Genomic DNA, 22,116 nt, shown 5'->3' on the forward strand with positions numbered 1-22,116 from the left:
GTCAATGGACGTCCGATTCACCGGTACCGTACAGCAAGAGTATCGGTATCGTGTCGCAGAATGTCGCCCCGAATCCCTCCACAGTGCAACTTGATCCGTAAGTCAATCTGTATTGGTATTGACTAACACTATGGCCCGAGAACTGAATCGACTGACCGCTCTTGAGATCAAGAATGCCCAACCCAGCGCTACCCCCAACACCCCGAGGCTGATCGCCGATGGAGGAGGTCTCTACCTTCAGGTGACGCCGCAGGGCTCCAAATCCTTCCTGTTTCGATACACGTTCAACAACAAACCGCAGACCTTGGGTTTGGGCAGCATCAATAGCCTGAGCTTGGCTGACGCTCGGGAGCTGGCGCAGCGGCAGCGCAGCCTCGTTCAAAAGGGCGTCGACCCCAAGGTCGAGCGCGAACGCGAGAAGGCCCGGCAGAACACGGCCATCGAACAGACATTTCAGTGGTGTGCCGATGAGTACATCGAAGCCCACAAAGACGATTGGAAGAACGCGAAGCACATCTATCAGTGGCGTCAGTCCCTGGAGCACTTCGCGTACCCCACAATGGGCTCGCTCCCCGTAAAGGATGTTGATGTGCATGCGGTCATGGCGGTGCTGAAACCGATCTGGCGCAGCAAGACGGAAACTGCCACGCGGCTTCGCGGGCGGATTGAGCGCATCCTGGGCTGGGCGGCCGTCAATGGCTATCGGAATTCAGAAAATCCGGCCCGCTGGACTGCCTACCTCAGCGAACTGTTGCCCAAGCCGAGCAAGGTCGCCAAGGTTGTTCACTATCCAGCCGTTCCCCATCGCAAGATCGCACAGTTTCTGCGCGACATGCACTTGCAAAAAGATGGCATGGGCATTCGGGCGCTGGAATTTTTGACCCTGACTGCCAGCCGCACCGGCGAGGTGATCGGGGCGCAATGGGGTGAATTCGATCTCGAAGGCAAGGTCTGGACGGTCCCGGCTGAGCGCATGAAGGGACAGCGCATTCACGAAGTACCTCTAAGCCAGCGCGCGGTGGAGATCATTAAGGGCATTGCACATCTGCCCGACGAGAAGTACGTCTTCCGAGGCATCAAGCATGGCACGCACATCTCGAACATGACCATGCTGAATGTCATGCGGCGGATGGAACTCGAAGCTGTGCCCCACGGCATGCGTTCCACCTTCCGAGACTGGGCAGCCGATGAAACCGACTTCCCTCGCGAACTGGCCGAAGCGGCCTTGGCGCACATCGTTGGCGATAAGACCGAGGCCGCGTATCTTCGTACGACGCGACTGGACCGGCGTCGCGTGATGATGGATGCGTGGGCGGAGTATTGCTTGCTTCCAGAGGCTATGCCTGCGGCGGCGCAAGACGCGAAAAAATGAGCGTTGGCTCGTTTCGACGTGGCTGTTCGGTCGAAATCTACAAAGTTATTTGCTCGCCCCCCAGTGACCGCAGGCGGCTATGATTTGGTTGTCAAAGCGCTGTTTTCGTGTGCCGAAGCCAGGTTTTGATCGAGCGCACAGCAGTGCAGCAAGACGCGAACTGAGGCCTTGAGCCTCAATCTCGCAGACCTTCTCCCTTTCCTCTTCGCATCCCTTCCGCAGCTATCGGCTTGCAGGGCGCGTTGCGGCGTGGATCTTCGCTGCTTGAGGCTGCGCACTCGTTCCTTCACTTCTCCAAGGAGCATCTATCCCATGGCCACCAAGACCAAAGCCCCTCCTGCTGCGAAAACCGCAGCGCCCGCCGCCGTCGCCGACAGCGCGCCCAACGAGACGGGCTTTCCCGCCGGGTTCGTGTCGCCCTTCACACGCGTCGAAATGCAGCCGAACGTCAGAATCGACGATGGCCTGGCAGCTGTGGCCACCCTGACTGGCCAGCCGCTGGAGACAATCACGAAGGATGCGTTGAAGCACGGCCTCGCGCCGCATGGGCCTGCATGGGTATACGCCCCGATCCTGATCTCCATCTTGCGCCAGTACGGGCTCAATGCAGAAGAGAAGGAATGTCCGACCCTTGATGCGTTGCCGGATGTGGCGCTCATCACGGCGCAGTACAACCCGGCGACGCAGTACGGCCGCTGGGTCCTGTGGCATCACGTCAGGGCCACCGGCAAGATCAAGTCCTTCCATTACGTGATTGACCCCGCGTACTGGATTGACCCGTCGCAGCACATCGTGACAACAGATATTCAGCAACGGCTCATCACGCCGAAGTCGAATATCTACTACTTGGAAATCACTCCGAAGACGGCGGCGAAGGGCAAGGCGAAGTAGTCGATCACTTTGAGGCATGCCTCAAGGCGAGTTCTTCAGCACTTGGAATATCAGCCAACAGCTTGCGGATTGCAGAGCGAGTGCTGGACTTGGCATGACCGTACCGAAAGAGGAGGTCGGCTACGTCATCTTCCGCTGCGTACAGAAAGGCAGCAGGCACCTTCAGCACTTTTGCGAGATTGCGCGCAGTGAGGTAGTCCGGCTCGTGTACACCGACCTCATACCGGTTGATTCGAGTGCTCGCGACGAACGGGTCAATGCCGGCTTCGATGCCAAGTCGCTTCTGGGACAGATCGGCCGCAAGGCGAGCTTGCTTTAGCCTGTCTCCCCAAATCTGTTTCGATGTCGACATCCCGCCTTCACACAATGAAGGCTACGAGAGTCGTAGTTTTTGTATGATCCGAATACTACGACTCTCGTAGCTATTAAGGGCTGAAAGTCGAGTGAAAACATCTATATGAAAACACCATGGAGAAGACCTCAATGAAGTTTCAACCACGCCCGCAGGAGACCGTCCTGTTCGAGGGAGACGGCACTTTGCTCAAGAGCAAGATCAACGTGAAGGAGACCGAGGTCGTCGTCACGGACCAGCGGCTGGTCATCGAGGTGACCGGCCAGACCATCGAGAAAGCCGAAATCGCCTCCGTGACCGAGGGCAAGCACGGCTTCGCAGCCAAGCTGGTGCTCGCTCTGCGCGACGGCAGCACGATTGACCTGATGGCCGCTAACGTCGGCAGCTTCAAAGCAGCGGCGTTCATCCTGGCGGGCCAATCAGAAGCCGGCGCCATCCCCGCGATGCCCGCCGCGCCGGAGTTGTCTCAGGTCAAGAACGGCACCGCTTGGCTCGCTGCGCTCGGCCCGTTCTTCACGGCCATCATCGTGCTGATCCTCGCTGTGCTGCTCTGGGGCAACCCGGAGAACTGGGGCGCATTCACCCTGATCCAAGTCTTCCTGCTGCGCATCGTCCTCATCTGGCTGTTCCTGCGCATCGACTACCTGTCGCTCCAGAAGCAGGGCTACGCCGTCAAGCAGCTCGGACTGGTCGACCCGGCCGTGCTTCCGTACTACCTGTTCAGCCGCGCCAAGGTCTTCGGTCACAGCAAGGTCTACGGCATCACGTGGTGCGTGCTGGTCGTCCTCGACCTCCTGCTGGCGTTCGCATGAGGCCCGCCATGCTGATTCGCGTCGCCACCTTTGTCGCCATTGCCATGGGCCTTAGTGCGTCGGTGTCGTCTGTTCTCGCTCAGACGCCTCAGTTCAACTGCCCCGTCCGCCTGGAGCTTCTGACCGAGATAGACGGTGCGGGTGTGGGCGGGCTGGACAGACTCATCTACGGCGTGCGCGCGCGCGACTGGAGGCCCGAGTTCCTTGACCAGGCCCTGCGCCGCTACGAAGCATGCCAAACCGCCGCGCCCGGCCCGCAATCCCTCAAGGATGCCGAGCGCGCCGATGCGCTGCGACAGTTCCAGTTGCTCAAGGGCTCGTTGCAGCAGCGTGATCACCTCTTGGCGTTGGAGGCCCGCCAAGGCGGCGCCCAGAAGGCCGTTGCCCAGAGTGGCGCTGCGCAGATCAGTCAGAGCTCCGGCATCTTGACCTGGGCCTACACGCGGCAGTCTCCTGGCAGCGCCCCGGCCTCTGCGCCTCGTTCCATCACGTGTGCCGAGCCCGAGAAGTTGCCTGAAGACTTGCTGACGCTGTCATCGCAAAGTCAACTCGAACTGCCGAAGTTCTATGCCACCTGCGTTCAGGCGCAACAGATCTCGAGTAGTGCCGCGGCCTTGTTCAAGGAAAGCATCGATGAGCTTGGCCAAGAGCGCCAGGCGCAGGCCGGATTCATCGCCGGCGTGCGAAAGCTAGTGGCTGCACCGCCCCCGCAGCAGACCGATCAAGGCGTGTCTGCGCTGGAGAAGATCAACCACTTTCAGGCCAGCAGTGAGTCGGCCGCGAATGCGGCCTCCGATCAACTCACGGCGCTCCGACAGCGGGTCGATGCCAGAGAGTGCGCGGCACATGGCAAGCAAGCCGGCATTCCCGAAGACCTGCTGAAAGCACAGTACCTCATCGAGTGGGCTACTCCGGCATCGCTTGTCGGGATGGCCTGCGTCGCCGCGCGCAACGGCGTGCCGTTTCGGTTCAGCGCGAAAAGCTTGCTGTCCAAGGACAGTTTCGAGGTCAAGGGCGCACCCCGCGTCAAAGTCGTTCTCGGTCAGCAGGACACGGCCGAAGGCACCACGCTGCTGGTGCCACTGGAAGGCACGGTGCAAGGCAAGACCTTTGCGGTCACGCGACAGAACATCCAGGTGCTGGCACAGCAGATCCGCCTCGCGCTCAAGAGCCAGTAGCGGGCAATCCAACACCGCATCTCGTCGACCGTGCCTCTTGTGTCGCGGTCGTGCCCCATGTCTCCCTTCCATCGAAAGAAGATTCCATGAAGAAGATCGCCATTCCGCTTCTCGTGTCGCTGCTGATCGCAGTGTCTGGCGCCTCGCACGCGCAGGCCCCACAGCAGGACATCGCGTTCAAGCCGACCGGCCTCGAACAATCCTTCATCCCCGGCTACAACTGCTCGGGGTTCTGGGCTACGCCCAGCTTCAAGTGCGCCTCGATCCAGATTCCGACCTACGTGGCGCGCGCCAAGGACGGCAGCCGCAAGGCATTGGTGATCCTCAACGGCAACGCCGGCGGGCTGGACAAGCGGCATGGTGACTACGCGCGCTTCCTGATGGAGCACAACATCAATGCCGTGGTGCTCGACAGCTTTGCGGCGCGCGGCCAGTCCAGCGGCACACCGGCCGATCTTTCGACGGGCCGCACCAAGGGGCTGGACGGCTTCAACATGTCCATCGACGCAATGGTGGCTGCGGCAACGTTTGGCGCGATGCCGGAATGGACGAACGCCAAGATCGGCTACATGGGCGAAAGCATGTCGGGGGCATCAGCGATCAATGTCGTGCGACCTTACATCGGGCAGATCGTCAAACAGCAAACGGGCAAGCTGCGCGACTTCGATGCCGTCGTCGCCATCTACCCGTCCTGCATCGAAAAGAACACGATAGAGAGGTTCAAGAAGACGCCATTCCTGATCATCCACGGAGAGAAGGACGACATCGCCCTGGCTACCGAGTGCGAGCGGCAGGTCACGTGGATGAACGCGCGTGGCGGCAGCGCGGAGATCACGATCATCCCGGATGAATATCACGACTTCGATGGGCCGTGGCGTCTGCGAAGAGCTGGCGCCGAAAACACCAGCAAGTGCGCCAACACCCGCACTGGCGACAAGTTCGTGCTGGACGCCACCGGTCAGGAGTTTCCTGGCACGCCGGAGGGCTACACCGCAATGCGCGACTCCTGCAAGTTCCGCGGCCACATGAGCGGCCATCGCGACAAGGAGCGCGTCGGCTACGACCTCTGGCTCGCGCACTTTCAGAAGTACTTGCTGAACGACTGACGTAGCAACACCAGTCCCATCACCGCCGTAGCCATCTACGGCATCCCCCACAGAGCACGCCGCCGCACCGTCAGGTGCGGCCGGCGTGCTTTGTCGTTTCTGCTTTCCCGCAAATCAATCTCAACCCAAGGAGTTCCCATGTCGAACGACAAAGTAACCGTTCCCGCGCAGGACGTTCAAGCCCTCAAGAAGTACAAGCCACTCTTCGAGTTGGGGCAGATCGTCGCAACACCTTCGGTTCTCCGTCATCTCGAACAGCACGCTGTCTTGCCCGCCGCGCTGCTGTCGCGCCATCAGCATGGCGATTGGGGCAACGTGGACCCGGAGGCCAACGATCTGGCGGTGTTGTCCGGAGCCCGTGTGATCAGTTCGTTCACCGTGGCCTATGTCATCGTTTGGGCTATCACGGAAAGCGCGGGAGACGACGGCAAGAGGGCCAGCACCTGCTTGCTGTTCCCCGAGGAGTATTGATGGCTGACAAAGTGTCGCTGAGCCGCTCACCGGTGGCATCGGCGGCGCGCAACACGCCCAGGCCGGCACCGCCAACGCGTTTTGAGGCGACTTCCGCGACAGTCGATGGCTTTACCGCAGCGGCCCAGTCGGAGGCGACGCGACGAGCCTATGCGGGCGACCTCAAACACTTCCGAAAGCACGGTGGCAAGATACCGGCCACGCCGCAGATGGTGGCCAACTACGTCGCGCAATTCGCGGGTGTGCACGCGGTGGCAACTCTGAATAGACGCCTCATTGCTTTGCACCAGGCGCACACCGAGCAGGGCCTCACATCGCCCGTCATGGATCGCCTGGTCAAGCGCACCATGCAGGGCATTCGGCGCACCTTCGGCGTGGCACAGCGCCGTGTGAAGGCGCTGGTGAAGACGGACCTGCTGGAGATGCTGGTGATGGTCAACCGGCAGAAGCCGATGAAGGCGGCACGCGACCGGGCGTTGTTGTTGATCGGGTTCGCAGGGGCGCTGCGGCGCTCCGAGTTGGTGGCGATCCAGTGCGCCGACGTCACGCGCTTCGAGGGGGGCGCGGAGATTCACCTCCCTCGATCTAAGACGGATCAAGTGGGCGCAGGCCGTACCGTGTGGGTTCCACATGCGAAAGACGCCGAACGTTGCCCCGTTGCGGCGCTCGACCAATGGCTGGCGCTCTCGGGTGTTAGCCAAGGCCCGGTGTTCCGCTGGGTCAGCCGGCATGACAACTTGGTCGGTGACAAGGGACTGACTTCGCAGTCCGTGGCGTTGGTCGTCAAGCGGTCGGTGAAGCGCGTGCACGGAGCCGCCGCTACCAAGGCAGTCTCCGGCCACAGCCTGCGCGCGGGCTATTGCACAGAGGCTGCGCTCGTCGGCATGGCGCCATGGCAGATACGCGAGCAGACCGGGCACAAGTCGGACGTGACGCTGGCCAAGTACATCCGGCCGATCACCAAACGCAAGATCCCGAGCCTACTGTGAGGCCACTTTGGTTTACACCCGGCCGACACAACGACGGGCACTGCTCATCGCGAGCAAAGAAACGCCCGCCGAAGTGGCAAAGAAGGCCACTGTCAAGGGCGACGGCCTCCACGGAGTTGCTGCCGTGGAGGACGTCAGCGGTTCGTTTCTCGCACGGGTTCGAGAAAGCTGATATGCCCGCCCGCGCCAATATCGATCACCCAGGCAGCAAGTGCATATTGAAGCCCATGTCGGTTCTTTCAAGCGGTGGCGTCTGCTTGAAGGCTAGGAAATCTCTCTTTGCGAGAGAACTTTTGAATTCATTGCGCATAACCAATTGCTCATGTCGCAATGAGATGGGTGTATTTCAAAGAATTTCCGTTGTAAGTAATCTTGCAGTCAGGTATCTTGATGTCTCAAAAAACATTCGAGGGATCCAGCATGGGAGTGGTGGAGACGACCGTGCCACAGCACGGGGAGGAGGGTGTGCCGCCGCAAAAGGCCCCTGAAGCAGGGGTCGTTGCGAACCCTTCTCTTGTCGCGCTGTGCACTATCGCGCGCTTCCACCAGATCGCAGCCGATGCGTCCTTGCTTTCGCATCAACTCGGCCTGACACCCTCCGAGCCGATTGATACCGCTACGTTGCTGCGCGCAGCCAAGCATCTGGGCCTCAAGGCCAAGTCCTCCCGCACCACGCCTGATCGCCTGCCCCTGACGCCGTTGCCCGCCCTGGCGGTACTTCGTGCGGAGGATGGCAGCGAGCGCTTCGTCATCCTTGCTCAATGCGACGCCCAGCGCGTGCTGCTGCAAGACCCTGCCGCAGAAACAGCACGCCCCGTCATCGAACCCCTGGACGTCTTCACCGCGCACTGGACCGGTGAACTCATACTCATCACCAGCCGTGCGAGCCTTGCAGGCGAACTGGCCAAGTTCGACTTCTCCTGGTTCATTCCCAGCCTCGTCAAACATCGCAAGCTGCTGGGCGAGGTGCTCTTCATCTCCTTCATCCTCCAGCTCTTCGCGCTGGTCAGCCCGCTGTTCTTCCAGGTCGTGATGGACAAGGTGCTGGTGCACCGCGGCATGACCACACTGGACGTGCTCGTCATCGGCCTGCTGGTGGTCGTCGTCTTCGAGTCGCTTCTGAACGGCCTGCGCAGTTACGTCTTCAGCCACACCACGAACCGCATCGACGTTGAGCTCGGCGCTCGGCTGTTTCGCCATCTCGTGCAATTGCCACTGGCCTACTTTCAGGCAAGGCGTGTCGGCGATTCCGTTGCCCGAGTGCGCGAGCTCGAGAACATCCGCAGCTTCCTGACCGGCAATGCGCTGACGGTACTCCTGGACGTCGTCTTTTCCATCGTCTTCGTGGCCGTCATGCTGTTCTACAGCGTGCCTCTGACGCTGATCGTGCTCGTGAGCATGCCTCTGTACTTCGGCCTGAGCCTGGCGGTGGTACCCATCCTGCGTCGGCGCCTGGATGAGAAGTTCGCGCGCGGCGCTGAGAACCAGGCCATGTTGGTGGAGACTGTCAGTGCCATTCAGACGGTCAAGGCCACCGCACTCGAGCCCGCCTTCGGGCGCCGCTGGGACAACCAGCTCGCCGCCTACATCTCGGCCAGCTTCAGAACGCAGAACCTCGCGAGCTGGGCGCACGAAGGCGTCAACCTCATCGGCAAGCTCGTCAACGCCGCTACCCTCTGGTATGGCGCGCACCTCGTGATGAACAACGACCTCACGGTCGGCCAGTTCGTCGCCTTCAACATGTTCGCCCAGCGCGTGTCGCAACCCATCATGCGCATGGCGCAGCTGTGGACAGATTTTCAGCAGACCGGTATCTCCATGGCCCGGCTTGGCGACATCCTCAACACTCGCACCGAAGTACCCCCGAGCACTGCAGCACAACTCCCCGCCTTGAAGGGCCGCGTGACGCTGGACAACCTGACCTTCCGCTACCGCCCCGAAGCAGCGCCTGTGCTCAATGACGTCAGCCTGGACGTGCGCCCCGGAGAAGTCATCGGCATCGTCGGTCGCTCGGGCTCCGGCAAGAGCACGCTCACCAAACTGATCCAGCGTCTGTACACACCCGAGCAGGGGCGATTGCTGGTCGATGGCATCGACATCAGTCTGATCGATGCGGCGCAGCTCAGAAGGCAAGTTGGCGTGGTGCTGCAGGAGAACACGCTCTTCAACCGCAGCGTGCGCGAGAACATTGCCATCGTCGATCCCGCCGCGCCGCTCGATGCCGTGATTCATGCGGCCCAGCTGGCAGGTGCCCACGAGTTCATCAGCGAACTGCCCGAAGGCTACGACACGATGGTCGGCGAGCAAGGGGCAAGCCTCTCGGGCGGGCAGCGCCAGCGCGTCGCCATCGCACGAGCTCTGTTCACGCACCCGCGCATCCTCATCTTCGATGAGGCTACCAGCGCGCTGGACTACGAGAGCGAGGCCATCGTGCAACGCAACATGGCGCACATCTGCAAGGGGCGCACCGTCTTCATCATTGCGCACCGCTTGAGCGCCGTGCGGCATGCCAATCGCATCATCGTGATGGACAAGGGGAAGATCGTCGAAGGCGGCACGCACGAGAGCCTGCTGAGCCGCCCTAAGGGCATCTATGCCCACCTGTGGAACATGCAGGGTGGTGGGCACCCGACCGAAGGGGCTGGATCGGGGGCCGCGGTATGACGCCGGAAGTTTCCACCACCGCCCCGGCGGCCAACGCGCCCCATGTACGAGACACGCGGGACATGCGTCATCCGGTCTTCGAATTGCTAGGACGCTACAGCGCCATTTTCAAGGCCGCCTGGAAGCATCGGCATGAGCTGGCTGGGCCCAAGCGCCTTACAGATGAAGCCGCCTTCTTGCCGGCAGCCCTGAGCCTGCAGGACACGCCCGTTCATCCTGCACCCAGGCGGCTGGCCTATGCACTGATAGCGCTGTTCCTCATCGCCTTGACTTGGTCCATCTTCGGGCAGGTCGACATCGTGGCGGTGGCGCCCGGCAAGATTGTCGTGAGCGAGCGCACCAAGATCATCCAGCCGCTGGAGGTGAGCGTGGTCAAGCGGGTGCTGGTGCGGGACGGGGACCATGTCGAGGCAGGGCAGGCACTGGTCGAGCTCGATCCCACCACAGCCAATGCAGACAAGACCAGCATCGACGAGCAGTTGAAGTCGATGCAGTCCGAGGTGCTGCGCACAAGGGCACTCTTGCTGGCGCTCAATGTGCCAACGACTGTACGTTCACCCGAACTGAGCAAGGACATCCCCTCTGGATGGACGGCAGTCGATGCGGATGCCGCGAAGGCGCAACTTAGCGACGAGTGGAGCGACATCACGGCCAAGCTGGCCAAGGCAACCGCTGAGATCGCTCGTCGGCAAGCCGAGATCGCCACAGTGCGCGAGATGGTCACCAAGCTGGAGACGACGGTGCCGATTGCCAAGCAGCGGGAGGCCGATTTCCAGCAACTGGCCAAGCAGGGTTTCATGTCCAGTCATGCGAACCAGGACCGCACCCGGGAGCGCATCGAGCTAGAGCGTGACCTGGCGACGCAGCGCGCGAGGCTGGCGGAGGCCAATGCGACGCTGCGCGAGAGCGAGAACATAAGGGCCGCCTACATTGCCGAGACCAAGCACAGCCTGAGAACACGCGAAGCGGCGGCTGAACTCAAGCGGCAGCAAGGAACACAAGACCTGGCCAAGGCCGGGCAGCGCGAGCGGCTCACGACGCTCAAGGCACCGGTGGCAGGCACGGTGCAGCAGTTGGCAACGCACACGGAAGGCGGTGTGGTCACAGAAGCCCAGCCCCTGATGGTGATCGTTCCCGACGGCGCCCAGGTCACGGCCGAGGTGACGCTGGACAACAAGGACATCGGCTTCGTGAGCCCAACACAAGAAGCCAGCATCAAGCTGGAGACGTTTCCGTACACGCGCTACGGAACGGTGAACGCGACTGTGAAGACGGTGACGGCGGATGCAGTCAATGACGAGAAGCGTGGGGCGATCTTCCCGGTGACGTTGAACTTGGGCGCAACAACCATCGACGTGGATGGTAAGCCGATCAAGTTGTCTCCAGGGATGAATCTCACGGCGGAGATCAAGACGGGCAAACGAAGGGTCATCGAATTTTTGCTCAGCCCGGTTCAGAAGGCCACGGGCGAAAGCATGAGGGAAAGATGAATTCAGGCCACCCATACGAACAGTTTGAAAGGAGGGGTCGACAATGAAGCGACTTTCGGCAGTCCCGGCCAGTGGTTTCGCCGCCGTACTGATGAGTCTTTGCGCACTCGGTGCGCAAGCTTCCGAACCGTTCTTCAATCCTGGCATGAACGCCTGCGATCTCGAATGGGAGCGGATCAAGAGCCTGCCACCGATGCGCAAGGACGAATACGAGCGCACGTTGCGCCGAAAACCATCTCAAGTGGTGGAGGCTCCTGTGGAGATGCGCGAGGAGGACTACTACTACTACCTCGCACGAGTTCCGTATGTTGTTGGTGCCGAAGACCAGCCCAGCGTTGCACAGCGCGACGAATGGTTGAGCAAGGCCGCGGCACTGGGACACAAGGCCGCGAACGCGGCCTTGATGCGTTTGCGCTATCTCGGACTATCCGATGTCCAGCGTCAACGCGAAGGCAAGGAACCGTTGCCGCTGGAAAAGCCTGGTGCGACAAGAAAACAGTATCTGGAAGCTGCGCGTGAAGCCGCGGAGGCGGGCGATCCGGAGTTCGCCACTGTGATGATGGACACAGCTCGCAACTTCAATCGCTATCTGCATTGTCAGTCGAGCGATGCCGCGAGGGTGGATGTCACCAAAGACGGGAACCGCAGGCGATGCGATCCCCAATACGTCACGGCTCCCATCGAGGCCAAGAAGTGGGCGGAGATTGCTGCCCGCGGCGGAAACCCAAATGCAAAAGATCTCCTGTGCCGAGGATCGCAGTCTGGTGCCTTTCCTGAGCTTGGGTTCAAGAAGGATGCCAGTACAGCCTTCGCCTGGTGCTTCTCAACCCTGCAATCCGCATGCATTGCGGGAGATCGAGCTGGTTTGGTCGAGGATATGTACGAAAGGGGTATCGGCGTTGAAAAGTCGGCTGAGAAGGCAAAGGCACTAAGCGAGCTCTATCCGCCGCTAGTAAAAGCGAAGAGGAGGGATAGCTTCCCTCTCACAACACGTTAAGCGAGGGAAAAATGGCGCAAATTAGTATTCCATCAAAGCAAGTAATCAAAGATTCGATTCTTTATAACGGGAATGACCGTATCGGTCGAAACTTTGTTGGTCAAACTACCCCCATCCGGGTCTACTTCATTCCCGACGGCACTTCACCTTACACTGCAGGCCAAGTCGCAGGCGTTCCAGCTTTGGCAGGGCTGAATCAAAGCTTTCAAGGAATTCGACCTCAGGATCAGACCAATATATTGGCCAACGTCTTTGGTCCTTGGGCGAAGCTCGCCAACATTTCTTTCGTCATTACAACGGATCCTGCTGAGGCTCAGATTCGCGTGGGTTCGGCCAACTGGCAGGGCGGCGCTTCTGTGAATATTCCAGGAGGCATCGATGGAAAGATCGATTCCATTTTCATCCGGCGTGACTACTACAGCCCGGATGAAAGCTCACTTTCACAATTCGAAGTCGGGACAACCCAAACGCATGATCTGATCCACGAGGTGGGACATGCACTCGGCCTCAATCATCCAACCCATCAGGATGAATCGAGTGGCACGCTAGACCCGATCTTCAACAAGATGTGGTTCAGCACACTGACGGACAACGGGCCCAGAGTCTCGGGATGGGGGCCTGTCACTCCGAGCCTGTTCGATGCTGTCGGAATGGAAGAGTTGTACGGCCTGCGCAATACCAATGAAACGGACGCGTATGTATTTCAGGATCTTCCTTACCCCACAGGAAAACTCATTGTCGACAGTGCGGGCACTGACATCATCGACGCCAGCCGAACCACCACGGACAACGAAATCGACCTTCGTGCGACCGACTTTGCCGCAGGCAAGGCGTATTTCAGCTCCATTGGAGTGCCTGCTGGGCGCTCGGAGGGGTACAACGTTGCGATCTACGAAGGCACGCTGATCGAGAATGCCACAGGCGGTTCAGGCAAGGATCACATCGTCGGCAACGACGTGGCGAATGTGTTGAACGGCGGGGCGGGAAACGACACGCTCGAAGGTGGACTTGGGGACGACACGCTGAATGGGGGAACGGACAGGGACGTTCTGCTGGGTGGAGAAAATCATGACACCTTGAACGGTGGCTCCGGTGTAGACGTTCTAGACGGAGGCGCGGGGAATGACGTGCTCGAAGGTGGTGCTGACAACGACACACTGCAAGGCGGTGCGGACAATGACACTTACATCTTCAACGGAAACTGGGGCAAAGACACTCTCATCGAAGACAGTGGTGGCCAAAACAGCATTCTGAAGATCGATGGTCAGCTCTTGAGCGGAACTGCCGAAGGTGCCGTGGACAAGAAGAAGGCGCCTTACTGGAAACTAAAGATCGGTACTCAGACTTACGAGCTGCGCCTTGTTGGGAATGGGGCCCAGCAGGACCTGGTCGTTAATCGGGAAGGTAGTCAAGCAAACACCATCACCATCCGCAACTTCAATGCGGCGGCAGCCAAGGCAGGCGGCTTCATGGGCATTGAGCTGGGCAGTCGACGCATGGCGCTAGTGGATGGGATGGGCGACAGCCCCTACGGGCCGGCCGCGACGCCGGGCAACACGGGAAGCGGCGTGACGTTAGCCGAAGGCGGCGCGAGTACCTTAAGTCTTTTCCTTGACCAGCCAGCCAAGGCGGGCGCCAAGCTTAGATTGTCGGTAGCCGGTAGCGCCGCTGGACTCAAGGTCGTACTCGGCGATGTGACCGTGCCGGCTGATGGTGCTGAGATTACCCTTGTGGAAGGTCAGACTCAGGTCTTCATCGCACTGGTGCAGGACGGTGCACTGACTGCAGACGCGAGCGCACAGCTTGTCGCAAGCTATGCCGGCGCTGACGGTGCTGCCACCTCCAATACCCTGAACGTCGAGCTCAAGAACAGCGAAGACGACGCACGCACCTACAACGGCGATCAACGGGCCTTGCTGCGGGGCATCGAAATCGACCAAGGTAGCGTAGTGCCAGGCGAATCCGCCTTCAACACCTACAAGTGGTCGGCCACCAGTTGGGCCACGGACGGTACTTTGATCGGCGGTACGGCCGAAGAGGATTTCAACGACGTCATCGACGGAAGCGGCGGCAAGGACAAGATCAACGGCCTTGGTGGCAACGACGCACTCGATGGTCTGGCTGGCGACGATGAAATCGATGGGGGCGTTGGTGACGATCTGATTGGCGGTGGAGCAGGCTCCGACCGCATCAAGGGAGGCGCTGGCAACGATGTGATCCTCAGTGCCACCGGATTGGCCGTTTACCAGCGCGTGAATCCCGATGAAGAATGGACGCCACCGAGCGGAACGACCGTCTGGATCGCCGGTAGCAACTGGGGGGTGTATCAATCAGTTGGAAGTCGACCCATTCAGGGAGGCGGCTCCCTTTCGATGGATACCGCAGGCGACGTCATCGATGCTGGTGACGGCGACGATATGGTGACGGGGGGATTGGGCAACGACTACATCGACGCAGGCAATGGCGATGACGATTTGTGGGGGCATGGTGGTGATGACGTGATCGTCGGCGGGGCGGGGGATGACTACATTCTTGGCGATGGTGTCAAGGACGTCGGCTACTACCAAACCCTCGAAGGAAGCCAACACGGTGATGACTTCATCGATGGTGGCGAAGGCATCGATGACCTCTACGGCGGCGGCGCCAACGATGTGATCTACGGCGGCATCGGGGCGGACTTCTTGTTTGGTGACAGCTACTCGGAGGATCAACTGCAAGGTATCTACCATGGCGACGACTATCTGGACGGCGAAGATGGCGACGACCAACTGGCGGGCGGAGGCGGAAGCGATGTGCTTTATGGTGGCTCGGGTGCTGACTCCATGTGGGGTGATCAAGACAGCGAGACGAACTTGGTCGGTGATCACCACGGTGACGACTACCTCGATGGAGAAGAGGGTGACGACTATCTGGTTGGCGGAGGGGGCGGGGATGTGCTCTTCGGAGGTGCCGGAGCTGACGAGTTGTACGGTGACGACCGCCAGGCCAACCTGAGCGGCGAGTTCCATGGCTCAGACTACCTGGATGGTGGCGATGGCGAGGACCACATGGTCGGCGGTGGCGGCGACGACACGCTGCTTGGAGGGGCCGACAACGACGAACTGCAAGGGGATGTCGCGACGTCCTACCTCGAGGGGCAGTATCACGGCAACGATTTGCTCGATGGCGGCGCGGGTGACGACCGACTCTTCGGGTTGGGGCGTGACGATGTCTTGATTGGTGGTGAAGGCAATGACTACCTCTCGGGCGATGCCGCATCGACCGAGTTGGCCGGCGAGTACCACGGCAACGATTCTCTCGACGGGGGCGCCGGCAACGACACTATGTTTGGTGGCGGTGCCGATGATTTGCTTCGAGGAGGTGACGGCAACGACTATCTGGTCGGCGATGACGGAGGACTCGATATCGCCTTTCATGGCGATGACACCTTGTACGGCGGTGCAGGGGACGACACGCTCTACGCCGGTGGTGGCAATAACTTCCTTTCCGGTGACGAGGGCAATGACGTGCTCGTTGGGGATGCGGGGGACGATACGATTTTGGGGGGCGCTGGAAACGACTTTCTTCGTAGCGGCGCGGGCGACGACACGCTCGACGGCGGCGAAGGTAGCGATGTCTACTACGTCGCTTTGGGAAGCGGCAGCAAGCGAATCTCCGACGTGAAGGATGGCAGCTTGAATGTGCTGGTGTTGGAGGGAGGCTTCAATTTCGGTCTCGTGAATCTCTCTTTAGGCTCGCTGATGATCAGCGATTCAACAGGCAGCACCCAGATTCACCTGGATGGCGTTGACTACGACGACCTGGAAAATACCTCTCCTATCCAGGAGATCCGTTTTTCGGATGGTGTGACGATGTCGATTGGCCAACTGCTGGATGCCGTGCCAATCGAGATTCCAACCACAGAACAAGCCGATAACGTTCGAGGGACTTCCGGCAAAGAAATCATCTACGCACTAGCGGGCAATGACGTCGTCGATGGCCGAGGGGGCAATGATCTGATCGATCTGGGGGCGGGAAATGACATCGGCTATGGAGGCGATGGCGATGACACGTTGATCGGCGGTGTTGGCGACGATCAACTATCCGGCGGCGCCGGATTCGACACCCTCTACGGCGGTGACGGCAGCGACGTCCTCTTGGCAGGAGCGGGCGGTGGCTGGCTGGAAGGCGGGGCGGGTAACGATGAGCTTTTCAGTGGTAACGATGACTACAACCACCTCTTCGGTGGCGAGGGCGACGACATTCTCCATGGAGGTCTGGGCCTAGGTAATGGCCTCTACGGTGGAGCAGGCAACGACATACTTCGAGGCGGAGATGGCATCAACGAGCAACTCGACGGTGGTGACGGCGACGATGTTCTCGATGGAGGGATGGGCCTTGATTACCTTTCTGGGGGAGCCGGAATTGATCAGCTAGACGGTGGAGGAGGTGCCGATCAACTTGACGGAGGGCAAGGTGCGGATGCCATGTCTGGTGGCACAGGCGACGACGAATATTTCGTCGACAACGCGGGTGATACCGTCAACGAATCGTCGAACGAAGGACACGACATCGTTTTCACCACGATTGATCTTGTGCTCGCTGAGAACGTAGAAGACCTTCACATATTGCAGGACTCGCAAGCAACGCACGCGACCGGCAATTCATTGAACAACACGTTAATAGTCAGTACCGACCTGGATACCACCTTGCTCGGGCTAGATGGCGACGACACACTGCAAGCTGGCGGGGGCAATGATTTGTTGGATGGCGGTGCGGGCGCAGATCGAATGGAGGGGTGGTCAGGCGACGATGAATATCGTGTGGACAACGTTGAGGACCAGATCGTCGAACATGCTTATGACGGCGCCGGCATCGATTCTGTGTTCTCTTCTGTGAGCTTCACGCTGTCCAGCAACGTTGAGAACTTGACACTGGAGGGTAGCGCGGCCATCGAGGGCCTCGGCAATGCATCGGACAACACAATCAACGGCAACTCTGAGGACAACTACTTGTGGGGCGGCTCTGGTGATGACCTGTTGATTGGCGGGGAAGGCGCAGATTGGCTTGACGGTGGAACGTGGGCCGATACCTTGATTGGAGGATTGGGCGATGACGTTTATGAAGTAGACGTTGAACAAGATGTGATCGTTGAGTTGCAGAACGAAGGCAACGATACGGTTCAAAGCGCCTTTGACTACGTGTTGGGAAGCAACCTCGAGAACCTCACGCTGACCGGTCAAGCCGCGAACGCGACGGGAAATGCGAGCGACAACATCCTCTTGGGGAACGACAACGACAATAGGCTCGACGGCGCGGGGGGCGAAGACCATTTGGAGGGCGGACTAGGCAATGACATCTACGTGATCGACAGTGCCGGAGATGTTGTGATTGAAGATGTGGACGGCGGGAACGACACGGTCGAAACCTCATCCACATTCTCGGTGTCCTCCATTGCCAATATCGAAAATGTGACCCTGACCGGCGCCCTCGACGTCAATGCCACTGGCGACGACGGCAACAATGTTCTCATCGGCAATGCAGGCAACAACGTACTCGATGGTGGCCTAGGCGACGACGTCATGGAGGGCGGTGCGGGCAACGACACCTATATCGTTGATGCAGACGACAACAGGGTGACGGAGCGCCAAGACGAGGGCGTCGATACGATCATTCGCAATTTCGACACCACGTATATTCTCGAGAGCAATGTCGAGAACCTGACGCTGGCGGGCACCGTCTTCCGAGGCAACGGCAACGACCTCGACAACGTCATCACTGGCAACGATGCCGACAACAATCTCCTGGGTCTCGGCGGAAACGACATCTTGATCGGCGGCGCCGGCGAGGATGCACTGTTCGGCTCCGAAGGCCAGGACACACTCATCGGTGGTTCCGGCGACGACTACTACGAGATCGACGATGCCGGCGACACGATTGTTGAGAACGCAGGAGAAGGCGACGACTTCGTGCGCTCAACAGTGAGCTGGACTCTTGGTGCCAATGTCGAGCGCCTCGCGCTGGACGGTACGGGCGATCTCTACGCCACTGGCAATGGCCTGGCCAATGGCCTCTGGGGCAACGACGGCAACAATCTGCTCACCGGCGGACAGGGCAACGACTTCCTCGTTGGCGGAGCCGGCAATGACGTCTACGTGTTCAACGCCGGTGATGGCCAGGACACCATCGACAACCTCGATGCGCTTGGCGCAACCGACACCCTGCGTTTCGGTGCGGGTATTGGAGAAAATGACGTCTCTGCCTTCCAGTCTGGCAACAGCATCTTCTTCAAGATCAGAGGCTCGTCCGATCAGATTGCGATTTCCAGCTACTACGCCGCCAACACCACGTCCAACGGTGTGACGCAGGACCGGAAGATCGACCGCATCGAGTTCGCGAACGGCACGGTCTGGGACCAGGCCATGATCCAGACCGTGGTGGACCGGGCCAACAACAATCATTCACCGACGGTCAACAGCGGCCTGCCAACGCTGAAGGCGAGCCAAGGGAACCTGTTCACCTACGTCGTGCCGCTGAGCACCATCACCGACCCGGACGTCTGGGATTCCGTGACCTACACGGCCAAGATGGCCAACGGTGATCCGCTGCCGTCCTGGCTGTCCTTCGATTCGCAAACGCGCACTTTCTCGGGCACACCGACGTCGGCCAATATCGGCAATCTGCAGTTCGTGCTTTGGGGTACCGACAACTACGGGTATGGCGCAGGGACGTACGTCAACCTTACCGTGAGTCCTCCGAATCGAGCTCCGGTGCTCGCCACTGCGTTGGCCGACCAGAGCGTGGCCGAGGGTACGGCGATCAACTACACGGTTCCCACGGGGTCCTTTACTGATCCGGATGCGGGCGACAGTCTCAGCTACACCGCGACGCTCTCGGATGGCACGGCACTGCCCTCATGGCTCAGCTTCAATGCCAGCACCCGCAAGTTCACCGGCACAGTGCCCATTGGCGCTCTGGACGCTGTGAGCGTGCGAGTGACTGCTACGGATCAGGGCGGCCTTGCCATCCAGGATGTATTCAACATTGCGGTGACGGTGCAAAACCTCACACTCAATGGCACGACGTCGGCCGAAACCCTGACCGGCCGCTCGGGCAACGACACGATCAACGGCATGGGGGGCAACGACACCCTCATCGGCAATGCTGGCAACGACCGAATGATCGGCGGGACCGGCAATGACATGATGAGCGGTGGTACGGGAGACGACACCTATGTCGTGGATTCCGCCACCGATGTCGTGAATGAAAGTGCCAACGAGGGGAAGGACACGGTCGAGTCGAGCCTGACGTGGACGCTGGGCGCCAACCTGGAGAACCTGACGCTCACCGGGACGACGGCGATCAGCGGCACTGGCAATGCACTGGACAACGTGCTCACCGGCAACAGCGCAGTCAATATCTTGACGGGCAACGCCGGCAATGACGTGCTCGACGGGCAAGCCGGCGCAGACACCATGAAGGGCGGCACTGGCGACGACACCTACTACGTCGACAACGCCTCGGACGTGGTGACCGAGCTGGCCAACGAAGGCACTGACACGGTGATCTCGACCCTCACCCACACGTTGGCCGCGAACGTCGAGAACTTGCGCCTCAATGCCACGGGTGCGATCAACGGCACGGGTAACACGCTTGACAACGTGCTCTACGCCGGTGCCGGCAACAACACCCTCAACGGCCTGGGCGGTTCGGACACGGCTTCGTACCTCTACGCTGGTTCTGCCGTGACCGTGAGCCTGGCGTCCACCAGTGCGCAGGCCACTGGCGGTTCGGGCAGCGACACGTTGCAGAACATCGAGAACCTCACGGGCAGTGGTTTCAACGACACACTCACGGGCAGCGCGGTTGCCAATGTGCTCGATGGCGGAGCAGGTAACGATGTCTTGTTCGGTGGTGCCGGCAACGACACCTACCGGCTCGGCCGAGGGGACGGGAGCGACACCATCACCGAGAACGACACCACGGCCGGCAACGCCGACATGGCCCAGTTCGGTGTGGATATCGCCGCCGAGCAGCTTTGGTTCAGGCAGGTGGGCAACAACCTGGAGGTGAGCGTCATCGGGGGGACAGACAAGTTCACGCTGAACAACTGGTACCTGGGCAATCAGTACCACGTCGAACAGTTCAAGACGAGCGACGGGCACATGCTGAGCGACAGCAATGTGCAAAACCTAGTGCAGGCGATGGCAAGCTTCTCGCCGCCAGCGGCTGGACAGACCACGTTGCCGCCGAACTATCAGAGTAACCTGAATACGGTCATCGCGGCCAACTGGCAGTAGCGCTTAGAGGCGGCGGCCGGGAGATTTGCGGTTCCTATCGCAGAGCTCTCGGTCGTCGTCGCCCCATGGGCAAGTGTTGGGGCCAAACCTGTTGAGTGCAGGCGATGTTTGCTGACTCAAGGCAATAGCGTTTGTCGTGGCTCAGCCGCTTTCTGGATGCCCGGTTGGCCGACCCATTTTGACGGTGGGCATTGATCAGTTCCATCGACCTCGGCGCGAGAGTGCCAGCGATGCAGCAGGAGCTCGTCAATACGGCCCCACTGCCATGCCACCTGGCCGCTCATATGGGCCCGTCGCCGCCGCGTGACCGGGCGCGCAATGCGCGCGCCGCGCGCAGCAACTCGATCTGTTTCAGGAGGGCGCGTGATGCTCATCCTCGGGGCCAAGCATCTCGTCGAGCCGACGCATCCCTGCATCTATCGCGACGGCGTGCGCAGTCATCCTGTCTGGACAAATCTGGTTGACTTCCACTCGAAAGATCTCAGCACCGTCGACGCCACAGACGCGGCAGCTATGCGCGAAGTACGTCCCTCTCAGGTTGGAAAGGACGGGCGTAATGCTGAAATCTCGGTAGCGTGTCTCCACCGGAGAGTAGTCAGACTTCTCGCTCATCACATCACCTCGATTCTTGAGCGGGGCGTAACGCTGGCACTAGCCCGTGAGGTCGAACCGCATCTACGGCTCGTGCACGATTCGCGTGATGTCGCTGCGGCGCGCGCAGCGATCACTGACCACGCACACAGTCCGATTCAGGCCACCCTCGTGGCCCGGGCCCATCCAGATCACCCCGCCTCGGTGCACGTCGGTCACCTGGCCGCGTGGGTCGGGGATGGCCTCAAGGCGCTCGATCAGCAGGACCTGTAGTCGCTCGACGGTGCGACTGGGCTTGGCCATGCGCTAGCCTGGACGCCAGCCGGACCTCTGTCATGCTTGTCGTTTCCGTACTCCCAATTTGCCCCGCAAACCTGACTGGGGAACTTCCACACCTCGAAAGGACGCATTTTGCCCCTTCTCGACGCCATCCCCCGACCTCGTGCGCGCCAAAGAGACCCAGGCCACGCAGATGCGCACGCAGCCAAGCAAAGGGGTAGCATCCGCCCATGTGGAAGCCCGCCAGCCCCTTCCTGATTGCCGGCCGCACCCTGACCGATCAAGAGGCTTGGCGGCACGAATTCAGTGACGAGTTCTACAAACTGTACGAGGGCGCAGTGGATAGCGACTTGCTCACCATGCTCTATAACACAATGCACCCGCGCGCCTTCAATGACGACCCGCGTCATGTCGCCCGTCTGGCCCACGCGGTGCTGACGTACGAGCGCCCGTAACTTGCCGAGGCTGCAAAGGCGGAGCGCGCGCATCCGGGACGCATACGGCCGCGCCGGTCGGTCAGAAGAGGTGCATCTGTCCCTTCGAGTTCGTCTCGCCGAACCTGCGCAGTTTTTTGGTGGGGCCCTGCCTTACGAAATCCAGAGCCGTCAGCCACCGGGAGACTTATTGGCCTGAATCGGCTTGCCC

Annotated in this window: 14 protein-coding genes; 13 read left to right on the plus strand and 1 reads right to left on the minus strand. The window is 60.4% G+C overall.

Features of this window, described 5'->3' with window-relative positions:
• Positions 1-130: 130 nt before the first annotated feature.
• Together CLU95_RS23345 and CLU95_RS23350 are read left to right on the plus strand one after the other, a co-directional pair.
• Entirely contained in the window at positions 131-1,372 is a 1,242-nt protein-coding gene (locus tag CLU95_RS23345; RefSeq protein WP_099795794.1) for a tyrosine-type recombinase/integrase, read from the plus strand.
• Positions 1,373-1,684: 312 nt separating this feature from the next.
• Positions 1,685-2,263, plus strand: a complete 579-nt coding sequence (locus CLU95_RS23350) for a hypothetical protein (RefSeq protein ID WP_099795795.1) — start codon at positions 1,685-1,687, stop codon at positions 2,261-2,263.
• Between the two features lie 4 nt (positions 2,264-2,267).
• On the opposite strand, the gene CLU95_RS23355 is transcribed toward CLU95_RS23350, so the two are convergent.
• Complete coding sequence (locus tag CLU95_RS23355) at positions 2,268-2,615, minus strand: helix-turn-helix domain-containing protein (protein WP_099795796.1); 348 nt, start codon at positions 2,613-2,615, stop codon at positions 2,268-2,270.
• Between the two features lie 131 nt (positions 2,616-2,746).
• Here CLU95_RS23355 and CLU95_RS23360 point away from each other — a divergent pair, with 131 nt between their 5' ends.
• From CLU95_RS23360 to CLU95_RS23410, 11 genes are all read left to right on the plus strand, one after another.
• A complete protein-coding gene (locus CLU95_RS23360; RefSeq protein ID WP_099795797.1) occupies positions 2,747-3,427 on the plus strand; it encodes a hypothetical protein in 681 nt (226 codons plus the stop codon).
• 8 nt (positions 3,428-3,435) lie between these two features.
• Positions 3,436-4,605 carry a hypothetical protein gene (locus CLU95_RS23365; RefSeq protein ID WP_099795798.1) on the plus strand — a complete coding sequence of 390 codons (1,170 nt, stop codon included), beginning with the start codon at positions 3,436-3,438 and terminating at the stop codon, positions 4,603-4,605.
• Positions 4,606-4,691: 86 nt separating this feature from the next.
• Positions 4,692-5,711 carry a dienelactone hydrolase family protein gene (locus tag CLU95_RS23370; RefSeq protein ID WP_099795799.1) on the plus strand — a complete coding sequence of 340 codons (1,020 nt, stop codon included), beginning with the start codon at positions 4,692-4,694 and terminating at the stop codon, positions 5,709-5,711.
• A 138-nt stretch (positions 5,712-5,849) separates the two neighbouring features.
• Positions 5,850-6,182 (plus strand): hypothetical protein, encoded by a 333-nt coding sequence (locus CLU95_RS23375; RefSeq protein ID WP_099795800.1) that lies wholly within the window; start codon positions 5,850-5,852, stop codon positions 6,180-6,182.
• Positions 6,182-7,171, plus strand: a complete 990-nt coding sequence (locus CLU95_RS23380; RefSeq protein WP_257214708.1) for a site-specific integrase — start codon at positions 6,182-6,184, stop codon at positions 7,169-7,171. The genes CLU95_RS23375 and CLU95_RS23380 overlap by 1 nt, the downstream gene beginning before the upstream one ends.
• A gap of 420 nt (positions 7,172-7,591) precedes the next feature.
• Entirely contained in the window at positions 7,592-9,835 is a 2,244-nt protein-coding gene (locus CLU95_RS23385) for a type I secretion system permease/ATPase (protein ID WP_099795802.1), read from the plus strand.
• Positions 9,832-11,325, plus strand: a complete 1,494-nt coding sequence (locus tag CLU95_RS23390; RefSeq protein WP_099795803.1) for an HlyD family type I secretion periplasmic adaptor subunit — start codon at positions 9,832-9,834, stop codon at positions 11,323-11,325. The genes CLU95_RS23385 and CLU95_RS23390 overlap by 4 nt, the downstream gene beginning before the upstream one ends.
• 43 nt (positions 11,326-11,368) lie before the next feature.
• Positions 11,369-12,322, plus strand: coding sequence for a sel1 repeat family protein (locus CLU95_RS30740; protein ID WP_143606046.1), 954 nt, complete (start codon positions 11,369-11,371; stop codon positions 12,320-12,322).
• 11 nt (positions 12,323-12,333) lie between these two features.
• Positions 12,334-20,601, plus strand: coding sequence for a putative Ig domain-containing protein (locus CLU95_RS31305; RefSeq protein WP_099795804.1), 8,268 nt, complete (start codon positions 12,334-12,336; stop codon positions 20,599-20,601).
• Between the two features lie 366 nt (positions 20,602-20,967).
• On the plus strand, positions 20,968-21,465 hold the full coding sequence (locus CLU95_RS30745; protein ID WP_180288662.1) for a hypothetical protein: 498 nt from the start codon (positions 20,968-20,970) through the stop codon (positions 21,463-21,465).
• Between the two features lie 236 nt (positions 21,466-21,701).
• Positions 21,702-21,926 (plus strand): hypothetical protein, encoded by a 225-nt coding sequence (locus CLU95_RS23410; protein ID WP_099795807.1) that lies wholly within the window; start codon positions 21,702-21,704, stop codon positions 21,924-21,926.
• The last annotated feature ends 190 nt before the right edge of the window (positions 21,927-22,116 follow it).

The organism is Variovorax sp. 54, from assembly GCF_002754375.1.
GTDB lineage: Bacteria > Pseudomonadota > Gammaproteobacteria > Burkholderiales > Burkholderiaceae_C > Variovorax.

Coding starts and splice junctions, on each gene's coding strand:
- CLU95_RS23345 (WP_099795794.1), top strand. CDS start 131: ATGGCCCGAGAACTGAATCGACTGACCGCTCTTGAGATCAAGAATGCC.
- CLU95_RS23355 (WP_099795796.1), bottom strand. CDS start 2,615: ATGTCGACATCGAAACAGATTTGGGGAGACAGGCTAAAGCAAGCTCGC.
- CLU95_RS31305 (WP_099795804.1), top strand. CDS start 12,334: ATGGCGCAAATTAGTATTCCATCAAAGCAAGTAATCAAAGATTCGATT.
- CLU95_RS23385 (WP_099795802.1), top strand. CDS start 7,592: ATGGGAGTGGTGGAGACGACCGTGCCACAGCACGGGGAGGAGGGTGTG.
- CLU95_RS23365 (WP_099795798.1), top strand. CDS start 3,436: ATGCTGATTCGCGTCGCCACCTTTGTCGCCATTGCCATGGGCCTTAGT.
- CLU95_RS23375 (WP_099795800.1), top strand. CDS start 5,850: ATGTCGAACGACAAAGTAACCGTTCCCGCGCAGGACGTTCAAGCCCTC.
- CLU95_RS23390 (WP_099795803.1), top strand. CDS start 9,832: ATGACGCCGGAAGTTTCCACCACCGCCCCGGCGGCCAACGCGCCCCAT.
- CLU95_RS23410 (WP_099795807.1), top strand. CDS start 21,702: ATGTGGAAGCCCGCCAGCCCCTTCCTGATTGCCGGCCGCACCCTGACC.
- CLU95_RS23350 (WP_099795795.1), top strand. CDS start 1,685: ATGGCCACCAAGACCAAAGCCCCTCCTGCTGCGAAAACCGCAGCGCCC.
- CLU95_RS23380 (WP_257214708.1), top strand. CDS start 6,182: ATGGCTGACAAAGTGTCGCTGAGCCGCTCACCGGTGGCATCGGCGGCG.
- CLU95_RS23370 (WP_099795799.1), top strand. CDS start 4,692: ATGAAGAAGATCGCCATTCCGCTTCTCGTGTCGCTGCTGATCGCAGTG.
- CLU95_RS23360 (WP_099795797.1), top strand. CDS start 2,747: ATGAAGTTTCAACCACGCCCGCAGGAGACCGTCCTGTTCGAGGGAGAC.
- CLU95_RS30740 (WP_143606046.1), top strand. CDS start 11,369: ATGAAGCGACTTTCGGCAGTCCCGGCCAGTGGTTTCGCCGCCGTACTG.
- CLU95_RS30745 (WP_180288662.1), top strand. CDS start 20,968: ATGCTCATCCTCGGGGCCAAGCATCTCGTCGAGCCGACGCATCCCTGC.